Annotated in this window: 19 protein-coding genes and 1 tRNA gene; 9 read left to right on the forward strand and 11 right to left on the reverse strand. The window is 70.3% G+C overall.

Annotation, left to right across the window (positions count from 1 at the left end; all coding sequences use genetic code 11):
• Window positions 1-92 precede the first annotated feature (92 nt).
• Window positions 93-1004: a LysR family transcriptional regulator gene (locus FJ694_RS18730; protein WP_157268827.1), complete on the forward strand. Its 912-nt coding sequence runs from the start codon at window positions 93-95 to the stop codon at window positions 1002-1004.
• A gap of 6 nt (window positions 1005-1010) precedes the next feature.
• On the opposite strand, the gene FJ694_RS18735 is transcribed toward FJ694_RS18730, so the two are convergent.
• The 4 genes from FJ694_RS18735 to FJ694_RS18750 form a co-directional block, all read right to left on the reverse strand.
• Complete coding sequence (locus tag FJ694_RS18735) at window positions 1011-1211, reverse strand: hypothetical protein (protein ID WP_157268829.1); 201 nt, start codon at window positions 1209-1211, stop codon at window positions 1011-1013.
• 156 nt (window positions 1212-1367) lie between these two features.
• Window positions 1368-2345 (reverse strand): helix-turn-helix transcriptional regulator, encoded by a 978-nt coding sequence (locus tag FJ694_RS18740; protein WP_157268831.1) that lies wholly within the window; start codon window positions 2343-2345, stop codon window positions 1368-1370.
• A 60-nt stretch (window positions 2346-2405) separates the two neighbouring features.
• Complete coding sequence (locus tag FJ694_RS18745) at window positions 2406-4463, reverse strand: 3-hydroxybutyrate oligomer hydrolase family protein (protein WP_157268833.1); 2058 nt, start codon at window positions 4461-4463, stop codon at window positions 2406-2408.
• A gap of 109 nt (window positions 4464-4572) precedes the next feature.
• Window positions 4573-4851, reverse strand: a complete 279-nt coding sequence (locus FJ694_RS18750) for an ArsR/SmtB family transcription factor (protein WP_157268834.1) — start codon at window positions 4849-4851, stop codon at window positions 4573-4575.
• A gap of 159 nt (window positions 4852-5010) precedes the next feature.
• On the opposite strand from FJ694_RS18750, the gene FJ694_RS18755 reads away from it, so the two are divergent.
• A complete protein-coding gene (locus tag FJ694_RS18755) occupies window positions 5011-6105 on the forward strand; it encodes an NADH:flavin oxidoreductase/NADH oxidase (RefSeq protein ID WP_157268836.1) in 1095 nt (364 codons plus the stop codon).
• A 113-nt stretch (window positions 6106-6218) separates the two neighbouring features.
• Here FJ694_RS18755 and FJ694_RS18760 read toward each other — a convergent pair.
• Together FJ694_RS18760 and FJ694_RS18765 are read right to left on the reverse strand one after the other, a co-directional pair.
• Window positions 6219-6303 (reverse strand) — tRNA-Leu (locus tag FJ694_RS18760).
• Between the two features lie 175 nt (window positions 6304-6478).
• A complete protein-coding gene (locus FJ694_RS18765) occupies window positions 6479-8131 on the reverse strand; it encodes an AMP-binding protein (protein ID WP_157268838.1) in 1653 nt (550 codons plus the stop codon).
• Window positions 8132-8371: 240 nt separating this feature from the next.
• On the opposite strand from FJ694_RS18765, the gene FJ694_RS18770 reads away from it, so the two are divergent.
• The 6 genes from FJ694_RS18770 to FJ694_RS18795 are packed head-to-tail and all read left to right on the forward strand — an operon-like array spanning window position 8372 to window position 14567.
• The gene (locus tag FJ694_RS18770) at window positions 8372-10732 is read left to right on the forward strand and encodes a bifunctional salicylyl-CoA 5-hydroxylase/oxidoreductase (protein WP_157268840.1); all 2361 of its coding nucleotides are present in this window, start codon (window positions 8372-8374) and stop codon (window positions 10730-10732) included.
• Window positions 10729-11517, forward strand: a complete 789-nt coding sequence (locus FJ694_RS18775) for an SDR family NAD(P)-dependent oxidoreductase (protein ID WP_157268842.1) — start codon at window positions 10729-10731, stop codon at window positions 11515-11517. Before FJ694_RS18770 ends, FJ694_RS18775 begins: the two co-directional genes overlap by 4 nt.
• The gene (locus tag FJ694_RS18780) at window positions 11514-12041 is read left to right on the forward strand and encodes a MarR family winged helix-turn-helix transcriptional regulator (protein WP_157268844.1); all 528 of its coding nucleotides are present in this window, start codon (window positions 11514-11516) and stop codon (window positions 12039-12041) included. Before FJ694_RS18775 ends, FJ694_RS18780 begins: the two co-directional genes overlap by 4 nt.
• Before the next feature lie 25 nt (window positions 12042-12066).
• Window positions 12067-12921, forward strand: a complete 855-nt coding sequence (locus FJ694_RS18785) for an enoyl-CoA hydratase family protein (RefSeq protein WP_157268881.1) — start codon at window positions 12067-12069, stop codon at window positions 12919-12921.
• Between the two features lies 1 nt (window position 12922).
• Window positions 12923-14119, forward strand: coding sequence for an acyl-CoA dehydrogenase family protein (locus FJ694_RS18790; RefSeq protein WP_157268846.1), 1197 nt, complete (start codon window positions 12923-12925; stop codon window positions 14117-14119).
• A gap of 49 nt (window positions 14120-14168) precedes the next feature.
• Entirely contained in the window at window positions 14169-14567 is a 399-nt protein-coding gene (locus tag FJ694_RS18795; protein WP_157268848.1) for a RidA family protein, read from the forward strand.
• Between the two features lie 200 nt (window positions 14568-14767).
• Here FJ694_RS18795 and FJ694_RS18800 read toward each other — a convergent pair whose 3' ends face one another.
• Complete coding sequence (locus tag FJ694_RS18800; RefSeq protein WP_157268849.1) at window positions 14768-15958, reverse strand: acyl-CoA dehydrogenase; 1191 nt, start codon at window positions 15956-15958, stop codon at window positions 14768-14770.
• Between the two features lie 140 nt (window positions 15959-16098).
• Between FJ694_RS18800 and FJ694_RS18805 the strand changes: the two genes are divergently transcribed.
• Window positions 16099-17037 carry a LysR family transcriptional regulator gene (locus FJ694_RS18805; RefSeq protein WP_157268851.1) on the forward strand — a complete coding sequence of 313 codons (939 nt, stop codon included), beginning with the start codon at window positions 16099-16101 and terminating at the stop codon, window positions 17035-17037.
• 72 nt (window positions 17038-17109) lie between these two features.
• Here the strand turns inward: FJ694_RS18805 and yjjJ are convergent, their stop codons facing one another.
• The 4 genes from yjjJ to FJ694_RS18825 form a co-directional block, all read right to left on the reverse strand.
• Window positions 17110-18483 carry a type II toxin-antitoxin system HipA family toxin YjjJ gene (gene yjjJ, locus FJ694_RS18810; RefSeq protein WP_157268853.1) on the reverse strand — a complete coding sequence of 458 codons (1374 nt, stop codon included), beginning with the start codon at window positions 18481-18483 and terminating at the stop codon, window positions 17110-17112.
• 340 nt (window positions 18484-18823) lie between these two features.
• On the reverse strand, window positions 18824-19540 hold the full coding sequence (locus FJ694_RS18815) for a TetR/AcrR family transcriptional regulator (RefSeq protein WP_157268855.1): 717 nt from the start codon (window positions 19538-19540) through the stop codon (window positions 18824-18826).
• Window positions 19541-19737: 197 nt separating this feature from the next.
• The gene (locus FJ694_RS18820) at window positions 19738-21387 is read right to left on the reverse strand and encodes a cation acetate symporter (protein WP_157268857.1); all 1650 of its coding nucleotides are present in this window, start codon (window positions 21385-21387) and stop codon (window positions 19738-19740) included.
• Window positions 21384-21737, reverse strand: a complete 354-nt coding sequence (locus FJ694_RS18825; protein WP_157268859.1) for a DUF485 domain-containing protein — start codon at window positions 21735-21737, stop codon at window positions 21384-21386. The genes FJ694_RS18820 and FJ694_RS18825 overlap by 4 nt, the downstream gene beginning before the upstream one ends.
• Window positions 21738-21787 lie beyond the last annotated feature (50 nt).

Genomic DNA, 21787 nt, shown 5'->3' on the forward strand with positions numbered 1-21787 from the left:
GGTTTCGCACAATTTCTGATTTCTCAACATCTCGTTGCCGCATCGGCAAGGCAGCGGACAATCCGGCGCTCCTCCAGCACGCTCTGCCACGCATGCGCGCCGACTCCCTCCAGGACATCACGCTGCGCTACTTTCTCGAAGTGGTGCGGGTGGGCTCGCTCACCGTCGCCTCGGAGCGGCTGCACGTGGCGGCCTCGGCCATCAGCCGCCAGATCACGGCGCTGGAGCAGGCGCTGGGCACGCCGCTGTTCGAGCGCCGGCCACGCGGCATGAAGCCCACCGCCGCCGGCGAGGTGCTGGCCGCCTACGCGCTGCGCTGCAGCCTGGAGGCCGAGCGCGTGGTGGACGCCATCCGGGCCCTGGACGGCCTGCACTCGGGCCAGGTGCGCGTGGCCACCTCGGAGGGCTTCGCCTCGGAGTTCCTGCCCGCGGCGATCAGCGCCTTTCGCGGGCAACACCCACGCATCCGCTTCGAGATGGTGGTCTGCGCCTCGGCCGAGGTGTCGATGAAGGTGCGCCAGGGCGAGGCGGACATCGGCCTGACCTTCAGCCGCGCCGCGGAGCGCGACATCCGCGTCGTGCATCGGCAGGCGGCGCCGGTGCTGGCGATCATGCGGCCCGACCACGAACTCTGCGGCGCGCGGTCGCTGACGCTGGCGCGGCTGGTGGCCTGCCCGCTGGCGCTGCCCGACGCTTCCACGACGCTGCGGCAGATGATCGACATCGCCTGCAGCCGGCAGCAGCTCGTCGTCGAGCCGGTGCTCACCACCAACCACGTCGGCGCGCTGCTGGGCTTCGTGCTGCATGGCGGCGGCATCACCATGGCCAGCCGCGGCTCGGTGCGCCAGCTGATCGCGTCCGGCTCGGTCGTCGCAGTGCCGATCCGCGACAGCGGCATGGACGCGCGCGACGTCGAGCTGCAGGTGATGGTCGGCCGCACCCTGCCCACGGCAGTGGCGGCCTTCCTCGACCACCTGCAGCAGGCGCTGGAGGCCAGCGCCTGAGGCCGCTCAGCCGCAGCTCTGGGCCGGCGGTTCCTTGGGCTGGTGCAGCTCCGGCGCGGGCTCGGCCAGCAGCAGCAGCGCGGCGTCGCTCCAGTCGCACTCGGCCTCGACGCGCTGGAGCGCATCGACCGAGGACTCACCCAGGTGCTCGAACCCGGACGCCCGCACGGCCCGGCCGCGCCTGAAAACCGACCTCAACAGCGACATCGCCTTGCTCCTGCTGCGTTGTATGTTCGCGCCACCCCGATTGGCGCTGCTTGTGATGACAAAGGCATGACGGGTCGTGCCGGCGGCACGCCAGGAGTGCGACTTTTGCCCGGGGATGCTGCCCAACGCATGAGCACGTCATGCGGTGGACAGGAATCAGCCGGAAGTGCCCTCGGCCTGCGCGATGAAGCGCTGCGCCAGCGCCGCCTTGTCGTGCACGCCCAGCTTGGCGTAGAGCGTGGCGAGTTGCGCCCGCACCGTGTGTGGCGACACGCCCAGCTCGCGCGCCACCTCCTTGTGGCTCATGCCGGCGGCAAAGCGGCGCGCCACGGCGTTTTCGCCCGGCGTGAGCGCCGCCACGCTGCGCACCGGCGTCGCGGTGCAGACGCGGAACCGGCCCCGGGGCTGGATGCGGATCTCGAGCAGCCGGCCGCGGTAGGGCTGCGCGCCGGCCAGGCAGGCCTGCAGCGGCTCAGGCAGCCGGCCGGCGCCGCAGCCCGGCCACTCCCGGCACAGCAGCTCGATGAAACGCCGGTCGGCCGCATGCAGCCGGCCTTGCCCGTCCACCAGCGCGCTGGCGCGCCGTGCGCCGTGCGGGTCGTAGCGGTCCAGCAGCGCGGCGCGGTGCTGGCCGATGGCGCAGGCGACGTGCAGCCACGCCGCATGCAGCCGCTCGGCGTCCGTTGCCGTGAATGGCACGTCGTCGCTGCGGTAGAGCACCAGCCAGCGGCCGGCGCCGTCGCGCGCCGGGGCGTCGCCGAAGAGCATCAGGTGCCGCAGCCCGTGCACCCGCGCAAAGCTCTCCAGAGCCTCCAGCCGCCGGGCGCGGTAGAGGCTGCGGCAGTCCACCGCGAGCGGCTGCGCCAGCCCGGCCACGAACGCGGCCGTCACCGGGTCGTCCGCGGACAGCGCCCGGTAATCCGACAGGATGGCCGGATCGCGCGCGTGCACGTGGGCCTCGGTGATGTCGAGCCGCGCCGACGGCTCCTGGCCGGCGTCGCCCAGGCCCAGCACGGCGCCGTCGAAGCCGATCCAGCCGCCCAGGCGGTGCAACACCTCGGCGGGGAACTCGTCGGCGTCGGCCTCCTGCGCCAGCTGGTGAATCTCGACGAGGGCGCGGGCGAAGGCTGGCATGGGCCGAGGTTTCGCCAGCGACGGGACCTTGTCAACGGCCCCGGCCCGCCCGGGGCGCGCTCAGTTCGGCACGTCGATGCGGCCCGGGGCGATGCCGATCGCGTCCGCGGCCGCCGGCGTGGCCGCGATCGGGGGCACGTTGGCGTCGGTCAGCGGCGCGGCGGCCGAGGTCCGCGCCACGGCGCGCACCACCTGCGACGGCGGCAGCGTGGCGCCGGCGGTGAGGTGCGCCCACATAAGGTCGAGCGCGCGCAGGTTGTAGACGTGCAGCGGCACGAGCGTGCGCAGGTACAGGCCCACGAGCGCGTCGAAGTGGTTGGCGTCCGTGACCTCGTAGTAGCGCAGCCGGCTGCCCGGCTCGCGTGCGGCATTGAAGGCGGCGTAGGGTCGCGAGGTGTGGTTCACCGGCAGCAGCGCGTCGGCGCGGCCGTGCAGCACAACGGCGGGCTTGCCGCGCAGGTTGCCGCTGACGCGGATCTCGCCCATGCCGCTGCGTACGCGCTGCGCCTGCAACGCCTCGGTGGCCGTGGGCAGGGTCGGGCCCACCGCCGCGCCGGTGGCCAGGCGGCGCAGGCAGGTGGCGCCGTCCAGCGCGAAGTCGGCCTTGCCGGTGCTCGGGGAGGCGGCGAGCAGGTACAGCGCCGGGCCGCCCACCGCGGCGTCGTAGATGACGTTGAAGGCGCCGGCCAGGTAGCCCAGGCCCGCGCCGGTGGCCCAGCCGGTGGCGAGCGCGGCCGCGGCCGGCGGCACCGGCGTGGCGAAGGTGTCGCTGATGCCGGCAAAGGTGTAGCCGCACAGCCGCTCGGTCACGGACGCGCGGGCATAAGCGTTGACGTAGGTCGTGGCCACCAGCTCCGTGAATTCGAAGCCCGAGTGCGAGTCGTGCAGGAGGTCGCTCTCGGGCTCCCAGCCGTAGTTGCGCAGGCGCACCAGGGCGTCGGCCGACTGCTCGTCGAGGTTGCTGCCCGACAACAGGCCCAGCGCGGCCAGGCCCGCGCAGCGGTTGGCCGCGAAGGGGGCAATCACGTTCGAGCTCGTGGCGCGCACGGAGGGCGCCTGGCTGGCGCAGGCCTGGTACAGGCCCGCGTAGGTGAAATAGTCCAGCAGCGGCCGGCCCACCGTGGGGATGGCCGTGCCGCCGCGGCGCACCTGCACGGCGGCCGTTTCGGGCAGGTTGACCTGCGGCTCGCCGGCCACCACCGCGTCGATCAGTCCCAAGGTGTCGGCCTCGGCGGCGCGCAGCGCCGCGCCGCCGCCGTTGGAGATGCTCGACGCGATCACGAGCGTGTTGGCCGGCGTGAAGTCGGCCTGCGGGAACTGCCGGTGCAGCACGTACAGCGCCGTGTGCACCGCCTGCAGCGTGTAGTGGCCCCAGTCCTTTTCCGGATTGAGCTTGCCGTGCGCGTGCTTCATCGCCACGCGGTTGGGATGATCCCGACGGAAGGCGGCCAGGTCGTCGCCGAGCAGGTTGGCATTGAAGGTCAGGTCCTTGCGCGTGCCGGCCGCGACCAGCGTGCCGTCGAGCGCGATCGCCCGGTCGCGGTCCAGGTCGTGCAGGCCCACGCCCGTGCCCTTGTCGGTGAGCGCCGTGGCGCAGCCCTTGTTGTAGGCCCACTCGCCGATGGTGCCGATCTCGCCGTACACGCCGCGCGAACCGCTGGACGGGATGGCCACGACGCAGGGTTTGATTGGGTCGAAGTTGCTCGGGATGCCCACGACGATGGCCACGTTGCGCGTGCCGCTGCCGTCGTCGCTGACGGCGACGTACTCCGTACCCCGGTTGGCCGCGGCCGGGAGGCGGCCGTAGTAGGTGCCGAAGCCGCCGGCCGGCGTCACGTCCAGCAGCCCGGTGTAGCTGGTCTTGATGGCCAGCGTGCGCAGGTCGGCCGGGGTGGGCGAGGCCGGCGCGGTCCACGTCACGAGATCCGCCAGCGATGCCGCCCGGCCGGTGAGCAGTCCCTGCGTCGTGCCGTCGTAGTCGGTGCGCACGGGCTCGGCGGCCAGAAAGGCCGGGCGCTCGCGCCACGGGTTGCCGTCATCGTCGTCGCCGCCGCAGGCGGTGAGCAGGGTCAGGGGTGCCAGCAGGCACAGGGCGGCTGCGGCCGGTTGGGAAGGCATGGCGGGTGTCTCCTTGGGTGGTTTTCCTTGCACCCGCCAAGGTAGGGCCCGGACGGCGCCGGGTGCCATCGTGCAAATGCACTAGCCGGGCCCGGCACCGCAGTCATGCTCAGCCCGGCCTGCCCGACGCCGCGACGACCGCCTCGATCAGCCCTGGAAACGCCGCCCGCACGCGCTCCAGGCACAGCGAGTTCATGTGCGTCACGCCCTCGATGCGCGTGTGCACCAGGCCGGCCTCGCGCAGCACGCGGAAGTGGTGCGACATGGTGGACTTGGGCCGCCCGGCATCGAGCGCGCTGCAGCTGGCCTCGCCCTCGCGGTAGAGCTGCGCCACGATGCCCAGCCGCACCGGGTCGCTCAGCGCCTGCAGCACCTTTGCCAGCTCCATCGGGGCCGCTGCCACGCCCTCGTCCTGCGGCGGAAGCGCCGCCTGTTTGTCCCTGCGTCCCATGCGTCCTTGCCCGCCCGACGGGCCCTCGTGTCCTGGTCGATGGCTATAGTTCGAACATTGTCGAACTAGAACTGCCGTTGCCGGCAGCTTATCCCCATGGCTCACCTGTTCGAACCTTATGCCCTCAAGGGCGCCACGCTGCGCAACCGCATCGTCGTGTCGCCGATGTGCCAGTACATGGCCATCGACGGCGTCGCCAACGACTGGCACCGCGTCCACTACGCGTCGCTGGCGCGCGGCGGCGCGGGGCTGGTGGTGGTCGAGGCCACGGCGGTGTCGCCGGAAGGGCGCATCACCTGGGGCGACCTGGGCCTGTGGAACAACGACCAGGCGCAGGCGCTGCGGCCCATCGTGGAGTCCATCAAGGCCGCGGGCGCGGTGCCCGGCATCCAGATCGGCCACGCCGGCCGCAAGGCCTCGGCGAACCGGCCCTGGGAGGGCGACGACCACATTGCCGAGGGCCAGCCCAATGCCTGGACCACGATCGCGCCCTCGCCCGTCGCCTTCGGCGGCGGCCTGCCGCGCGTGCCGCGCGAGATGACGCTGGATGACATCGCCCGGGTCCAGGCGGACACGGTGCAGGCCGCCATCCGCGCCCGCGACCTGGGTTTCGGCTGGCTGGAGCTGCACATGGCGCACGGCTACCTGGCGCAGAACTTCTTCTCCCGGCACTCCAACCAGCGCAGCGATGCCTACGGCGGCAGCGCCGCGAACCGCGCCCGCTTCCTGCTGGAGACGCTGGTGGCGGTGCGCAAGGTGTGGCCCCAGGACCGGCCGCTGGCGGTGCGCCTGGGCGTGGTCGAGTTCGACGGCCACGACGACGCCATGCTCGACGAGGCCGTCTCGCTGCTGCAGCACATGAAGCAGGAAGGGCTGGACTTCGTGGACGTGTCCATCGGCTTCAACACGCCCGAGGCCAACATCCCGTGGGGGCCCAACTTCATGGGCGGCATCGCGCAGCAGGTGCGCCGCGCCACGGGACTGCCCGGGACGACGAGCTGGTACATCTCGCAGCCGGCCGAGGCCGACGCGCTGGTGCGCGACGACAAGGTCGAGCTGGTGACGCTTGGGCGGCCGCTGCTGGCCGATCCGCACTGGCCCTACCGCGCCGCCAAGGAACTGAAGGTGGACAACCCCGCCTGGGCCACCCTGCCGGCGCCCTACGCGCACTGGCTGGCGCGCTACCGCTGACGCAAGCAAGACCGGCCCGGGCGATCGGGCCGTTGCGGGCGCATCGGCCCCGGACGGTGCAGTGGGAGAGTGCTTGCGCGGGCTTGCCGTCGATCGGGCAAGCCTGCCATGTGTGGTGCGCCTGGCCAGACTCGAACTGGCACGAGTTTCCTCACTGCCCCCTCAAGACAGCGCGTCTACCAATTTCGCCACAGGCGCGTGGTGCCGGCTGGACGCCGGCTTCAGGTCAAGAAGGCTGCAACCGTGCGTAGCACTTTTGCAGGCCCTGCCGCAGGGCGGCGCGACCGAAGAAATCAATTCTAGCAGATAGCGCAGGGAGGTTGCGGCGGCACCGGGCACTCCGTTGCCAGCGGGCCGCGCGCTGGGTTCACCGTCACGCGCCACCGTGCATCCGGCGCAACTGGAAGCGTTGCAGCTTGCCGGTTTCGGTGCGCGGCAGCCGCTCCAGGAAGTGGATGGCGCGCGGGTACTTGTAGGGCGCGATCGCCTGCTTGACATGCTCCTGCAGCGCGCGCCGCAAGTCGTCGCTCGGGGTATGGCCCGCGGCCAGGACGACGAAGGCCGTGACGATCTGGCCGCGGTCGGCGTCGGGCACGCCGATGACGCCGCACTCGGCCACCGCGGGGTGCTGCAGCAGCGCCTCCTCCACTTCCGGCGCGCCGATGTTGTAGCCGGCCGAGACGATCATGTCGTCGGTGCGGGACTGGTAGTGGAGGTAGCCGTCGTCGTCGAGCAGGTAGGCGTCGCCGGTGATGTTCCAGCCGCCCTGCACGTACTGCGCCTGGCGCGCGTCGTCGAGGTAGCGGCAGCCCGTGGGGCCCTTGACCGCCAAACGGCCGATGGAGCCCGGCGGCAGCGGGCGCAGCGCCTCGTCCACCACGCAGGCGCGGTAGCCCGGCACGGCGGTGCCGGTGGCGCCAGGGCGCGCATGCCCCTCGTCGGCGGACACGAAGATGTGCAGCAGCTCGGTCGAGCCGATGCCGTCGATGATCTCGATGCCGGTGGCCTCCTTCCAAGCCGCGCGCGTGGCCGCCGGCAGCACCTCGCCGGCCGAGACGCACTTGCGCAGCGTGCCGCCGTGCGCCCGGGAGATGCGGCGCTCGTGCGCAAGCGCCGCCATGGCGCGGTACGAGGTGGGCGCGGTGAACAGCACCGTGGCGCCGCCGGCGGCGATGGCGTCGACCAGCTGCGTCGGCGCCGCCTTCTCCAGCAGAAGCACCGAGGCGCCGATGCTCAGCGGGAACAGCACCAGCGCGCCCAGGCCGAAGGTGAAGGCCAGCGGCGGGCTGCCGGTGAAGACGTCGTCGGCACCGGCGCGCAGCACGTGCGGCGGGAAGCAGGCGCACGCGGCCATCACGTCGCGATGGAAATGCATGGTGGCCTTGGGCACGCCCGTGGTGCCGCTGGTGAAGGCCAGCATGCACACGTCCTCGGCGGCGGTATCGACGTTGTCGAACGGCGCGTCGTGGCGCGCCATCGCCGTTTCCAGGCTCGAAGCGCCGGTGGCGCCCTCCCCGAAGAACAGGCGTTGCCGCAGCAGCGGCGCGGGCAGCGCGGCGGCGGCTTCTTCAAGCTCGCTGGCCAGGCGCGCGTCGCACAGCGCATGCGTGACCTGCGCCTTCTGCGCGATCTGGCCCAGCTCCCTGGCGCGCAGCAGCGGCATGGTGGCCACGGCGATGCCGCCGGCCTTCATCACCGCGAACCAGCAGGCCACCAGCATCGGCATGTTGGGCGCGCGCAGCAGCACGCGGTTGCCCGGCACCAGGCCCATGTCGCGCACCAGCACGTGCGCGATGCGGTCGGCCCTTTCCTGCAAGTCCGCGTAGCTCCACACCGTGCCGTCGGGCGTGCGCAGGCAGGGCCGCGCGCCGCGGCCTTCGGCCACGTGGCGATCCAGCAGCGCGGCGGCGCAGTTCAGCCGCTCGGGGAACTGCAGCTCCGGCAGCTCGAACAGCAGCTCCGGCCACTGCTCGCGCGGCGGCAGTCGGTCGCGGGCAAAGGTGTCGATGTGGGCGGTCAGGGTCATCGCGGCCTTTCCTCGAAGCGTCATGCCGACAAGGCCGGTCCCTCCCGGCCCACTACCCGACAAAGATTAGGATTGAATAGTTCAGTTGTAAAGCAATCGGGTGCCCGCGGACGGCAGGGACAACACCCGGTTGCCGGGCTGATACTTCAGTCCTAAACTAAATTCGATTCGTGCCGGTCCGTAGAGCGGCGGCGTCGCGCGGTGTCGCGCGGAGTCCCGCGCCACCAGGAGGAAGCGTCCATGAAGATCGTGTGCATCGGCGGCGGCCCGGCGGGCCTGTACTTCGCGCTGCTGATGAAGCAGCGCAACGCGGCGCATGACGTGACCGTGGTCGAGCGCAACCGTCCCTACGACACTTTCGGCTGGGGCGTGGTCTTCTCCGACGCGACGATGGAGAACATGCGCCGCTGGGACCCGCAGACGGCTGCGGAAATCGAGCGGGCCTTCAACCACTGGGACGACATCGAGCTGCGCTTCAAGGGCCGCGTGATCCGCTCCGGCGGCCACGGCTTCGTGGGCATCGGGCGCAAGAAGCTCCTCAACATCCTGCAGTTGCGCTGCGAGCAGCTGGGCGTGAAGCTGGTGTTCGAGCGCGACGTGGAGTCCGACGACGATTTCCCGGACGCCGACCTCGTCATCGCCAGCGATGGCATCAACTCGAAGATCCGCACGAAGTACGCCGAGGTCTTCAAGCCCGACATCGTCACGCGCCCCAACCGCTACATCTGGCTGGGCACGAACAGGCGCTACGACGCCTTTACCTTCGACTTCGTGCGCACCGGGCACGGCTGGTTCCAGGCGCACATCTACCAGTTCGACGCCGACACCTCGACCTTCATCGTCGAGTGCCCGGAGGCCGTGTGGAAGGCCCATGGCCTCGACCGGATGGACCAGGCGCAGTCGGTGCGCTTCTGTGAAGAGCTCTTTGCCGACAACCTGCAGGGCGAGGCGCTGATGACCAACGCGCGCCACCTGCGCGGCTCGGCCTGGCTGAACTTCCAGCGCGTGGCCTGCGCGCAGTGGTGGCTCAAGAACCGGCACCGCAGCCACGTCGTGCTCATGGGCGACGCGGTGCATACCGCGCACTTCGCCATCGGCTCGGGCACCAAGCTGGCCATCGAGGACGCCATCGAGCTGACCCGCCAGTTCGAGCTGCATGGCGACAGCCCGGAGCGCATCGAGCAGGTGCTCGGCACCTACCAGGAAGCGCGCCGCGTCGAGACGCTGCGGCTGCAGAACGCGGCCTGGAACGCGATGGAGTGGTTCGAGGTCTGCGGCGAACGCTACTGCGACCAGCTGGAGGCCGAGCAGTTCATGTACTCGATGCTCACGCGCAGCCAGCGCATCAGCCACGAGAACCTGCGCCTGCGCGACAAGGCCTGGCTGGAGGGCTACGAGCGCTGGTTCGCCGCGCGCGCCGGGCTGCAAAGGCCCGAAGACGCCCCGGCGGTGCCGCCGATGTTCACGCCATGGAGCGTGCGCGGCGTGACGCTCAAGAACCGCGTCGTGGTCTCGCCCATGGCGCAGTACTCGTGCGTGGACGGCATGCCCGGCGACTTCCACCTCATGCACCTGGGCGCGCGCGCCATGGGCGGCGCGGCCCTGGTCATGGCGGAGATGACCTGTACCTCGCCCGACGCGCGCATCACGCCCGGCTGCCCGGGACTGTGGAACGACGCGCAGCGCGACGCCTGGAAGCGCATCGTCGATTTCGTGCACGCCGGCACCGACGCCCGCATCGGCGTGCAGCTTGGCCACGCCGGTCCCAAGGGTTCCACCTGCATCCCGTGGGAGGCCGACGGCGACGACGTGCCGCTGCCCGCGGGCGGCTGGCCGCTGCTCTCGGCCTCCGCCCTGCCTTACCGCGCCGGCTTGAGCGACGTGCCGCGCGCCATGACGGCCGGGGACATGGCGCGCGTGCGCGACGATTTCGTGGCCGCCACGCATCGCGCCGCCGCGGCCGGCTTCGACTGGCTGGAGCTGCACTGCGCCCACGGCTACCTGCTCTCGGCCTTCATCTCGCCGCTGACCAACCGCCGCACGGACGAGTACGGCGGCGCGCTGGAGAACCGGCTGCGCTTCCCGCTGGAGGTGTTCGCCTCGGTGCGCGCGGCCTGGCCGAAAGATCTGCCGATGTCGGTGCGCATCTCGGCGCACGACTGGGTCGAGGGCGGCATCACGCCGACGGACGCGGTGGCCATCGCCCAGGCGTTCAAGGACGCCGGCGCCGACATGGTGGACTGCTCCTCCGGCCAGGTCAGCCCGCAGCAGAAGCCGGTGTACGGGCGCATGTACCAGACGCCGTTTGCCGACCGCATCCGCAACGAGGCCGGCATTGCCACCATCGCCGTGGGCGCGATCTCCGAGGCCGACCACGTCAACAGCATCATCGCCGCCGGCCGCGCCGACCTGTGCGCCGTGGCGCGGCCGCACCTGGCGAACCCGGCCTGGACGCTGACCGAGGCCGCCAGGATCGGCTTCACCGAGGTGGCCTGGCCCCGGCAATACCGCTCCGGCAAGTCGCAGATGGAAGCCAACTTCCAGCGCGAGCGCGCCGCGCAGGCCGCGCAGGCGGCCGCCGCGCCGCGGGAGCCGGCATGACGGCCGGCACGACGCCAGGCAGCCTGGCCGGACGCCATGCCCTGGTCACCGGCGGCGGCCAGGGCATCGGCGCGGCGGTGGCACGCGTGCTGGCCGCCGAGGGCGCGCGCGTGACGCTGCTTGGGCGGCGCCTGGCGCCGCTGCAGGAGATTGCGGCGGCTGACCCAGAGCGCTTCCACGCCGTGGCCGCCGACGTGGCCGAGGCGGCGCAGGTGGAGCGCGCCTTTGCCGAGGCGCGCGAGCGCTTCGGGCCCGTCGCCATCCTGGTCAACAACGCCGGGCAGGCGCAGAGCGCCCCCTTCCTGCGCACCTCGGCCGAGCTGTGGCAGCGCATGCTGGCGGTGAACCTCACCGGCACGCTGCTGTGCAGCCAGGCCGCGCTGCCGGACATGTTCACAGCCGGCTGGGGCCGCATCGTCAACGTCGCCAGCACGGCGGGGCTGGCGGGCTACGCCTACGTCAGCGCCTATTGCGCGGCCAAGCATGGCGTCGTCGGCCTGACGCGCGCGCTGGCGCTGGAGGTGGCGAAGACGGGCGTTACCGTGAACGCCGTGTGTCCGGGCTACACCGAGACCGGGCTGCTGCACCAGAGCATCGGCAACGTGGTGGCCAAGACCGGCCGCAGCGAGGCCGAGGCGCGCGCGCAGTTTGCCGCCGCCAATCCGCAGGGCCGCCTGGTGCAGCCCGAGGAAGTGGCCGACAGCGTGCGCTGGCTGTGCGGCGCGGGGGCGGCGTCCATCACGGGCCAGGCCATCGCCGTGTGCGGCGGGGAGATCATGCGATGAAAGCGGACCGCAACCGCGCGCTGCTGGTCGAGGCCGACGAGCTCGGCCACGAGGCGCGCGCGGCCAACGACGACCATGCCCAGCTGAAGCTCTGGCTGCGCATGCTGGCCTGCACCACGCAGATCGAGGACGAGATCAAGCGCCGGCTGCGCGAGCGCTTCGGCATCTCGCTGGCGCGCTTCGACTACATGGCGCAGCTGCACCGCATGCCCGACGGCATGCGCATGAAGGAGCTGTCGCGCTGCCTGATGGTCACCGGCGGCAACGTCACCGGGCTGACCGACGAGCTGGAGCGCGAGGGGCTGGTGCTGCGCCAGGCCAGCGCCGAGGACCGGCGCGCGTGGATCCTGAAGCTGACGCCCAAGGGGCAGGCCGCGTTCGAGGCCATGGCGCGGGAGCACGAGGCCTGGATCCTGGAACTGTTTGCCGGCCTGGACGAGCGGGCGACGAAACAGCTCTACACCCAGCTCGGCGCGTTGCGCGTGCACCTGCTGCGCAGCCGGGGCAGCGAGGAGGCGAACTGAGATGAGCGAGCAACCGCAAGACTTCATGGCAGCGCGGCTCGACCCGCGCCTGGCGGCCGGCAACCGCCGGCCCGCCGCAGGCTACCGCGCCACGCACTTCGGCTGGCAGGTGGACGACGCGGGCGTCGCCACCGTGACGCTGGACCGCTCCGAGCGCAAGAACCCGCTGACCTTCGAGTCCTACGCCGAGCTGCGCGACCTGTTCTTCGCGCTGCGCCACGCCGACGACGTGCGCGCGGTGGTGCTCGCCGGCGCGGGTGGCAACTTCTGCTCCGGCGGCGACGTGCACGACATCATCGGGCCGCTGGTGCGGCTGGCTGCGCCCGAGCTGCTGATGTTCACGCGCATGACGGGCGAGCTGGTCAAGGCCATGCGCGGCTGCCCGCAGCCGATCGTGGCGGCGGTGGACGGCGTGTGCGCCGGCGCCGGCGCGATCCTGGCCATGGCCTCGGACCTGCGCCTTGGCACCGCGCGCAGCAAGACGGCCTTCCTCTTCAACCGCGTCGGGCTCGCCGGCTGCGACATGGGCGCCTGCGCGCTGCTGCCGCGCCTCGTCGGCCAGGGCCGCGCCAGCGAGCTGCTCTACACCGGGCGATCGCTGGGCGGCGAGGAGGGCGAGCGCTGGGGCTTCTTCAACCGGCTGTGCGCGCCGGAAGCACTGCTGGGAGAGGCGCAGGCGCTGGCGCGCGAGCTGGCCGAGGGGCCGGCCTTTGCCAACGGCATCACCAAGACCATGCTGCAGCAGGAATGGGCCATGTCGGTGGAAACCGCCATCGAGGCCGAGGCGCAGGCCCAGGCGCTGTGCATGCTCACGCAGGACTTCCGGCGCGCCTACGAAGCGTTCGTGGACAAGCGCAAGCCGCGCTTCGAGGGCAACTGAGATGGCCGACGTTTCCTTCCTCGACTGGCCTTTCTTCGAGGAGCGCCATCGCCGCCTGGCTGCCGAGCTCGACGCCTGGGCCGCGGCGCATGCCGGCGGCGCGCACGGCGCCGACGTCGATGCCCGCTGCCGCGAGCTGGTGGCGGCGCTGGGCCGCGACGGCTGGCTCACTTACGCCGTGGCCGGGCGCGACGTGGGCGGCAGCACCGACGTGATCGACACCCGCGCTGTCTGCCTGATCCGCGAAACGCTGGCGCGCCACGAGGGCCTGGCCGACTTCGCCTTTGCCATGCAGGGCCTGGGCTCCGGCGCCATCAGCCTGGCCGGCAGCGCCGGGCAGCGCCGGCGCTGGCTGCCGGCAGTGGCGCGCGGCGAGGCGATTGCCGCCTTCGCGCTGTCCGAGCCCGAGGCCGGGTCCGACGTGGCCGCCATGCGTTGCGCCGCGCGCATCGAGGGCGACACGGCGGTGCTCGACGGCGAGAAGACATGGATCTCCAACGGCGGCATTGCCGACTTCTACGTGGTGTTCGTGCGCAGCGGCGAGGCGCCTGGCGCGCGCGGCATCTCGGCCTTCGTGGTCGAGGCCGGCACGCCGGGGCTGCACGTTGCCGAGCGCATCGACGTGATCGCGCCGCATCCACTGGCGCGGCTGCGCTTCGAGGGCTGCCGCGTGCCGCTCGCGCATCGCCTGGGCACGCCGGGCGAGGGCTTCAAGCTGGCCATGCGCACGCTCGACGTGTTCCGCACTTCCGTGGCGGCCGCCGCGCTGGGCTTCGCGCGCCGGGCGCTGGACGAGGCGCTGGCGCGCGCGACGGGGCGGCGCATGTTCGGCCAGGCCCTGGCGGACTTCCAGCTCACGCAGGCCAGGCTCGCCCAGATGGCATTGACCATCGACGGCGCCGCGCTGCTGACGTACCGCGCCGCCTGGCTGCGCGACCAGGGCCGCACTGTCACCAAGGAAGCCGCCATGGCCAAGCTCTCCGCCACCGAGGGCGCTCAGCAGGTCATCGACGCCGCGCTGCAGCTGCACGGCGGCCTGGGCGTGGTCAGCGAGCAGCCGGTGGAGCGGCTCTACCGCGAGATCCGCGCGCTGCGCATCTACGAGGGCGCCAGCGAGGTGCAGCTGCTCATCATCGCGCGCGAGCTGCTCAGGCAGCAGGCACAGCCGCAACCGCAACCGCAACCGCAACCGCAGTGAGCGCCCTGCCCCGGGTGCCTCTCAACGAACCGCTGAGGATGGATTGACCATGCAAGTGCTTCTCCCCCCGGGCTGGCCGCGTCCCAAGGGCTATGCCAACGGCGTCAAGGTGCGCGGCACGCAGGTCTTCATTGCCGGCATGATCGGCTGGGACGGCGATGGCGTCTTCCACAGCGACGACTTCGCCACGCAGGTGCGCCAGGCGCTGCTCAACGTGGCGGCGGTGCTGCGCGAGGCCGGCGCGAAGCCGGAGCACATCGTGCGCATGACCTGGTACGTCACCGACAAGCGCGAGTACCTGGCGGCCGCGCGCGAGGTCGGCGCGGCGTACCGCGAGATCATCGGCGCCTACAACGCAGCGATGACGGCGGTGGAAGTGAAGGCGCTGATCGAGGACCGCGCCAAGGTCGAGATCGAGGCCACGGCGGTCATTCCGGACGGGGATTGATCTCGGGTGTTGCTTGCTCGTGAAACGATCCGTTCGGACCGAGGTATCGAAGGCCGAATCCGTCAGGCTCGGATGTCCGCACACGGTGCGGGCCGTCCACCCTTCGATACCTCAGGGCGAACGGGATGCTTCACTGGCCAGTGCGAACCGAATGGCACGGGCAGCCGCGGATGCCCACGGCTGCGTGCCGCCGTACCGGCTCAATTGAAGGCCGACAGCCCCGTGATGGCCCGGCCCAGGATCAGCGCATGCACGTCGTGCGTGCCCTCGTAGGTGTTGACCACCTCCAGGTTCACCAGGTGGCGCGCCACGCCGAACTCGTCGCTGATGCCGTTGCCGCCGAGCATGTCGCGCGCCAGGCGCGCGATCTCCAGCGCCTTGCCGCAGGAGTTGCGCTTCATGATCGAGGTCAGCTCCACCGGCGCGGTGCCCTCCTCCTTCATGCGCCCCAGGCGCAGGCAACCCTGCAGCCCCAGCACGATCTCGGTCTGCATGTCGGCGAGCTTCTTCTGCACCAGTTGGTTGGCCGCCAGCGGCCGGCCGAACTGCTTGCGGTCGAGCGTGTACTGGCGCGCGGTGGCGAAGCAGTCCTCGGCGGCACCTAAAGCGCCCCAGGCGATGCCGTAGCGGGCGCTGTTGAGGCAGGTGAACGGGCCCTTGAGGCCGCGCACCTCCGGAAATGCGTTCTCCTCGGGGCAGAACACCTCGTCCATCACGATCTCGCCGGTGATGGAAGCGCGCAGGCCCACCTTGCCGTGGATGGCCGGGGCGCTCAGGCCCTTGAAACCCTTCTCCAGCACGAAGCCGCGGATCTCGCCCGCGTCGTCCTTGGCCCAGACCACGAACACGTCGGCGATCGGCGAGTTGGTGATCCACATCTTCGAGCCGCTCAGGCTGAAGCCGCCGGCCACCTTCTTCGCGCGCGTGACCATGCCGCCCGGGTCGGAGCCGTGGTTGGGCTCGGTCAGGCCGAAGCAGCCGATCCACTCGCCCGTGGCCAGCCTGGGCAGGTACTTCTGCTTCTGCGCCTCGGTGCCGAACTCGTTGATCGGCACCATCACCAGTGAGCTTTGCACGCTCATCATCGAGCGGTAGCCCGAGTCGATGCGCTCGACCTCGCGCGCGATCAGGCCGTAGCTCACGTAGTTGAGCCCGGCGCCGCCGTAGGTTTCAGGAATCGTCGGGCCCAGCAGGCCGATTTCGCCCATCTCGCGAAAGATGGCCGCATCGGTGCGCTCATGGCGGAAGGCCTCGACGACGCGGGGCCGCAACCGCCCCTGCGCATAGGCGCGGGCCGCGTCGCGCACCGCCCGCTCGTCGGGCGTCAGCTGGCTGTCCAGCAGCAGCGGGTCTTCCCATTGGTAGACGGGTTTCTGTCGGGGCGTGGCCATGGCGGTCTCCTGGAGTCGGTGTGTCGTCGCTGCGAATGCTGCCGGCGCTGCCGGTGCCGGTCCGACATTAGACCGCCTGGCTTTGACCGGATAAACCAGCGGACTATCATTTTTTGAACTGACTTCGCGATCAAAGCCGGATGCTTGAAAGCCGCCAACTCCGCTGTTTCCTGGCCGTGGCCGAGGACCTTCACTTCGGCCGCGCGGCGGACCGGCTGGGCGTGGCGCAGTCAGCGCTGAGCGCGCAGGTCCAGCGCCTGGAGGCCGAGCTGGGCGTGCGGCTGCTCAACCGCCGCAAGCGTGCCGCGGTCACGCTGACCGATGCCGGGCAGCTGTTCCTGGCCGAGGCCGGCGCGGCCTGGGCGCAACTGCAGCGCGCCGAGCACGTGGGGCGGCTGGCCGCGCGCGGGGACGCCGGCGAGGTGCGGCTGGGCTACGTGGCCTCGGCGCTGACCTCCGGGCTGCTGACCGACACGCTCAAGGCCTTCCGCCAGGCCCACGCAGGCGTGCGCATGCGGATCGTGCCCATGGAGACGCCGCGGCAGATCGAGTCGCTGGCCGACGGTCTTCTCGACGTCGGCCTGATGCGGCCGCGTCCCCAGTACCCCGAGGGTGTCGCGGCCGAACTGCTGCGCTCGGAACCGCTGGAGATCGCGATGGCGGCCGAGCACCCGCTGGCCGCCCGACCGAGCTTGCGCGCACAAGACCTGAAGAACGAAACCTTCATCGTCCCGCAGTTCAACGAGACGGCCGGATTCGGCGACAACCTGCGGCGGCTCGGCGCGCTGGGCGGCTACGCGATTGAGCCGGCTTGCGCGGTCAACGACTTCGTCACCGCGGCGAGCATGGCCTGCGCAGGCTACGGCATCGTGCTGGCGCCGCGATCGCTGAAGAACTTCGCGCCCGGCGGCCTGGTGTTCCGCCGCGTCGAGGGCTTCGACGACGAGGTCCGGCTCGTGATGGCCTACCGCCTGCGCGAGCCGGCACCCGCGGTACAGGCCTTACTGCGGGTGGCGCGTGGGCTCGCCGCTGATTCAGAGCATTCGCGGGAAAACAATTCAACATCCCGGTCGATCTGAATAATTCGACAAACTCGTCGCATGACGCGGCCGGCACACGCGCCGGCATCGGGCTCCATTTTCAGCGGCTGCTCATGCCGAAGAATGGGACTGAACATCGAGCACGGCCTGCGCGTTGCGCTCGCAGATGCGTCGAAAGCCGGCACTGATGCGACCGTCGCCACTGGCCCCATTCCAGAATTCCACGGCCGCCGCGGCGGCCTGCTGCCAGAACTCGCGCTCTCCCGGCAAGGGCAATTGCGGCCTGAAATTCTTCTCCGGCAATTCGACACCGCGCTGTGGCGCATACAGCATTGGCAGCATGTCGTAAGAAGGCGCCAGGCGCAGCCCAGGACCGCCGGGCATGAATGACAAATTGCCATCATGCATGTCGGTATTCGCGATGAGTTGGCCAAAATGCCACAAGCGCGCAATACCGTCGCTGGTTTCCTTGTCGATGAGTCCGAGTTTGAAAAGACGATGCGTGCTCTCGGGCCAGGGGCGGCCCGCAAGGCCAAACCAGGCGTTGTTGAACGCGGCCCACGAACACAGTGCCGATCGGCCGTGGGCGCCATGGCGATCGAAACGGATCACTTCCAGGAAAGTCCGATGGCCGGCACGGTGAACGCTGGTGCGAGCCGCATCGAGTCCGGGCAGCAGGGAAATGCACCTTGACGCCAGGTGCTCGCATACCAGGAGGTCGGCCCAGCGCACGGTGCCCGGCGAGTCATCCGAACCCGAGAATTTGACAATGACATGGGCTGGCGTGCCATCAAAATCGCGCACCGCGGTAAATTTTGGAAACTCGCCGCCGGCGGAAGAATCCGGCATGCCGTGCTCCATGGCCTGCAGTGCCAACGCCGGGTAGGCATTTTCGAGATCGGCATCGGTCACCATTCGAGGCGGCTGCTGGATCCGTCGCAGCCACAGCCTGCAGGCTTCTTCCCCGACGATGAAATTGCCTGACTGATCGGCGCCCAGCAGCGACAGCGCGTACAAGGCATCGTCGTCGGTCCAGGTACGTGGATCTTCGTTGACACGCAAAACCTTCGCATGCTCGCGGGCGAAGGCCCGGCCCAGGAATCCTTCCGGCCGCAGATCCTGCATGGGGTATGGAATTCCCTCGAACCAGCCGTCGCGCATGTCGTCGTCCAGAGGCCATTCGAACGGAGCGCCATATTCCAGGACACAGCCGTCGGGATACGCCAGATGCAATTGCCCGGCTTCTTCCACGGCAGCGTGCCGATCGATGCGGTAGACGGGCAGCGGGGCGTTGCTGCCGCGCAGTGGACGGCGCGCTGCGTACGCGGTACGGCGGGCACGGCCCATGGTCAGCACCTCGGAGCCGGCCGCCTTGACCATGCGCATGAGCGTCGGCCGGCTGACGGCCAGGCTGGTGAGGACTTGGGACGAAGCCAGGCGGTGCTGCCGGCGCAGCAGGTCAATGAGGATCCGGGGCGAGGGCATGAAACGATCTCGGAAACGATTCTTCCGCTGTGATTCTGGCGTGGCGGCAGGCCAGATGAAAGGCAGCGTGAAACGATCTGAGAAACGATTTTGGGCGCTGTCTCCGCGATCGCGGCAGCTTCTCCCCACGCCAGGTTCGCTCGGGCCTGGGCTTCAGGTGCGCACCGCGCTCACGTCCAGGCCTACCGGCGCCCGATGCGCGCGCCCGGAGCACAGCGACGCCATGCTGCCCAGCTGATCCAGCTCCTCAAACGTGCTCAGCCGTGTGGATGGACCGTGTGGATGGAAATGGGCCATCGCATTGCATGCCCGATCCTCAGCTTTCCCACGGCCGACCGGATCAGGTTGCGTAGCGGACCTTCTTGCGGCCTGCCGACTTGGCTGCGACGGGTTGTACTGCAGCCCGGGCCTGGCGCAGCTTGCGCATGGCCGCCGGTGCGCCGTGCAGGAACATGTCCACCTTCGGCTCGATGGCGGCGCGAAGATCTTCCGGCACCGGCAGGCCGTACACCCACTTGCGCACACCCAGGTAGAAGATGGCCGCGTGCAGGCCCCAGATCATCTCGATCTCGGCTTCCTGTTCCGCCTCGCTGCGGGGCTCGTCGATGTTGAACTCGGCCCGTACCTCTGCCAGTACCGGCAGGAAGATCTTGCTGCGCAGCTTGTCCAGGTACTTGATGTTGATGCCCTCGCGCGTGAGGCCCGAGAAGATGAAGATCCGGATCCATTCCTCGCGCAGGATGACCGATGCGTAGTCCAGGTAGAAGGCATGGAGCCGCTCTGTCAGTCCCACGCTGCGGTCGGCGATGAGCTTCTCCCACTCGCGCCGCCACTTGAACACCTCGCTGTAGACCCGGTCGATCAGCGCTTCCTTGCTCTCGAAGTAGCGGTAGAGCAAGGGCTGCGTCACCCCCAGCTCCTTTGCCAGCTCCCGCGTGCTGCCGGAGAAGCCGTAGCGCGTGAAATGCTCGATCGCCTTGGCGACGATCTGCTGCTCGCGCTCTTCGGGCTGCAGGCGTTGCCTGGGCCGGGCGCCCTGAGCCGTCTTTGCGTCCATCTCGGTCTCCACTGGATCCCTGACACCGCCGCCGGCACGAGCGATCTCGAAGCCGGCCATTAACGGTCAGTTGATAAATTGTAGGCCCAATGCCTGGCCCATGAGACCCGGGGCCCAGCTGGGAACCCGCAGGTTCCCGCGAAGCGCAACGCCCCCGGGACGTCGAAGGCTCCCGGGGGCGTCGTCGGCTGCGCGGCTCAGGCGGTGCGCGCAGCCGCCGCGGCCTTCAGGCCCAGCTCGCTGACCACGAGCTGCCCGGCATAGGCCCGCTGCTCGTTGCGGGCACGCTGCGACCTGTCCGTCACCGAGAACAGCCAGATGCCGGCGAAGGCGATGAGCATCGAGAACAGCGCCGGGTACTCGTAGGGATAGACCGGCGTCGCGTGGCCGAGCACCTTGACCCAGACCGTGGGGCTCAGGACCGTCAGCGCCACGGCGCTGGCCAGCCCGAGGCTGCCGCCGATCACGGCCCCGCGCGTGGTCAGTCCGCGCCAGTAGATGGACAGCAGCAGGACCGGGAAGTTGGAGCTTGCCGCGATCGAGAAGGTCAGGCTCACGATGAAGGCGATGGTCTGGTGCTCGAACAGGATGCCCAGGACGATCGCCAGCACGCCCAGCCCCACCGTCGCGGCCCGGGACACCCACAGCTCCTCGCGCTCGGTCGCCGTGCCCCGGCGCAGAACGTTGACGTAGAGGTCGTGCGACACGGCCGAGGAACCGGCCAGCGTCAGCCCGGCCACGACGGCAAGGATGGTGGAGAAGGCCACGGCGCAAATGAAGCCGAGGAAGAGGTTGCCGCCCACCGCATGGGCCAGGTGCACCGCGACCATGTTGACGCCGCCGATGATCCCGCCCTGGCTGCCCTGGTAGAGCGGATCGCTGGCGACCAGCGCGATGGTGCCGAAGCCGATGACGATGATCAGCGCGTAGCTCAGGCCCACGATGCCCGTGGCGTACAGGATGCTCTTGCGCGCGGCCTGGACGTTGCCCACGGTGAAGAAGCGCATGAGGATGTGCGGCAGGCCCGCGGTGCCGAAGATCAGCGCCATGCCCAGCGACACCGCCGACACCGGGTCGGACACCAGGCCGCCCGGGCGCATGATGGCGTCGCCCAACTGGTGCGTCTGCACCGCCTGGGTGAACAGCGCGTTGAGGCTGAAGCCGAAGCGCTGCATCACCATGAACGCCATGAACGCGGCACCCGTGAGCAGCAGCCCGGCCTTGATGATCTGGATCCACGTCGTCGCCAGCATGCCGCCGAAGAAGACGTACACCATCATCAGCAGGCCCACCAGCACCACGGCCGTGGTGTAGCTCAGGCCGAAGAGCAGCTCCACCAGCTTGCCCGCGCCCACCATCTGCGACACCAGGTAGAGCAGCACGATCACGATCGAGCTCGATGCCGAGAAGGTGCGGATGGGCTTGCGCTGCAGCCGGTAGGAGACCACGTCGGCCAGCGTGTAGCGGCCCAGGTTGCGCAGCGGCTCGGCGATGAGGAACAGGATGATGGGCCAGCTGGCGAGGAAGCCGATCGAGTAGATCAGCCCGTCGTAGCCACTGGTGAAGACCAGCGCCGAGATGCCCAGCAGCGAGGCCGCCGACATGTAGTCGCCGGCGATCGCCCAGCCGTTCTGCATCGCGGTAATCTTGCCGCCGGCGGCGTAGTGGTCCTCCACGCTGTTGTTGCGGCGCGCCGCCCAGCGGGTGATGACCAGCGTGGCCAGCACGAACACGGCGAACATGCCGATGGCCGTGAGGTTCAGGCCTTGTCCGACCGCGGAGCCGGCCGCCAGCGCGGGCAGCGGCGAAGCGAGCGGCGCCAGGAGCGCGAGGACGGCAGGCTTCATTGAGCTTCTCCCTGGCGCAGCGCCTCGATCATGGCGTCGTACACCGCGTTGGCCCGGTGCACGTAGACCGCGACGAGGCCGAAGGTGAAGGCGAACATGCCGAATCCGATCGGGATGCCCACGGTCATGGGCTGCGAGGCAACGAGGCGCGCGCCCAGCAGGTCGGGCCGGTAGGCCAGCGTGAGGATGTAGCCGAAGTAGACGCCCAGCATCAGGGCCGTCAGTGCCCAGATGAATCGGCGGCGGCTGCCCAGCAGCGCCTGGAAGCGCGGGTCACGCCCGAGCTCGTCAGGCGTGGTGTCGGCCACGGCCCGGGGCCATGCCGTTGACAGGGCGGCGGTGTGTTGCATGAGGTGTCTCCTGGTGGCGGTCGTTGGCGGCGGCCTGCCGCCGTGGGGGC

Source organism: Azohydromonas aeria, assembly GCF_009760915.1.
GTDB lineage: Bacteria > Pseudomonadota > Gammaproteobacteria > Burkholderiales > Burkholderiaceae_C > Azohydromonas > Azohydromonas aeria.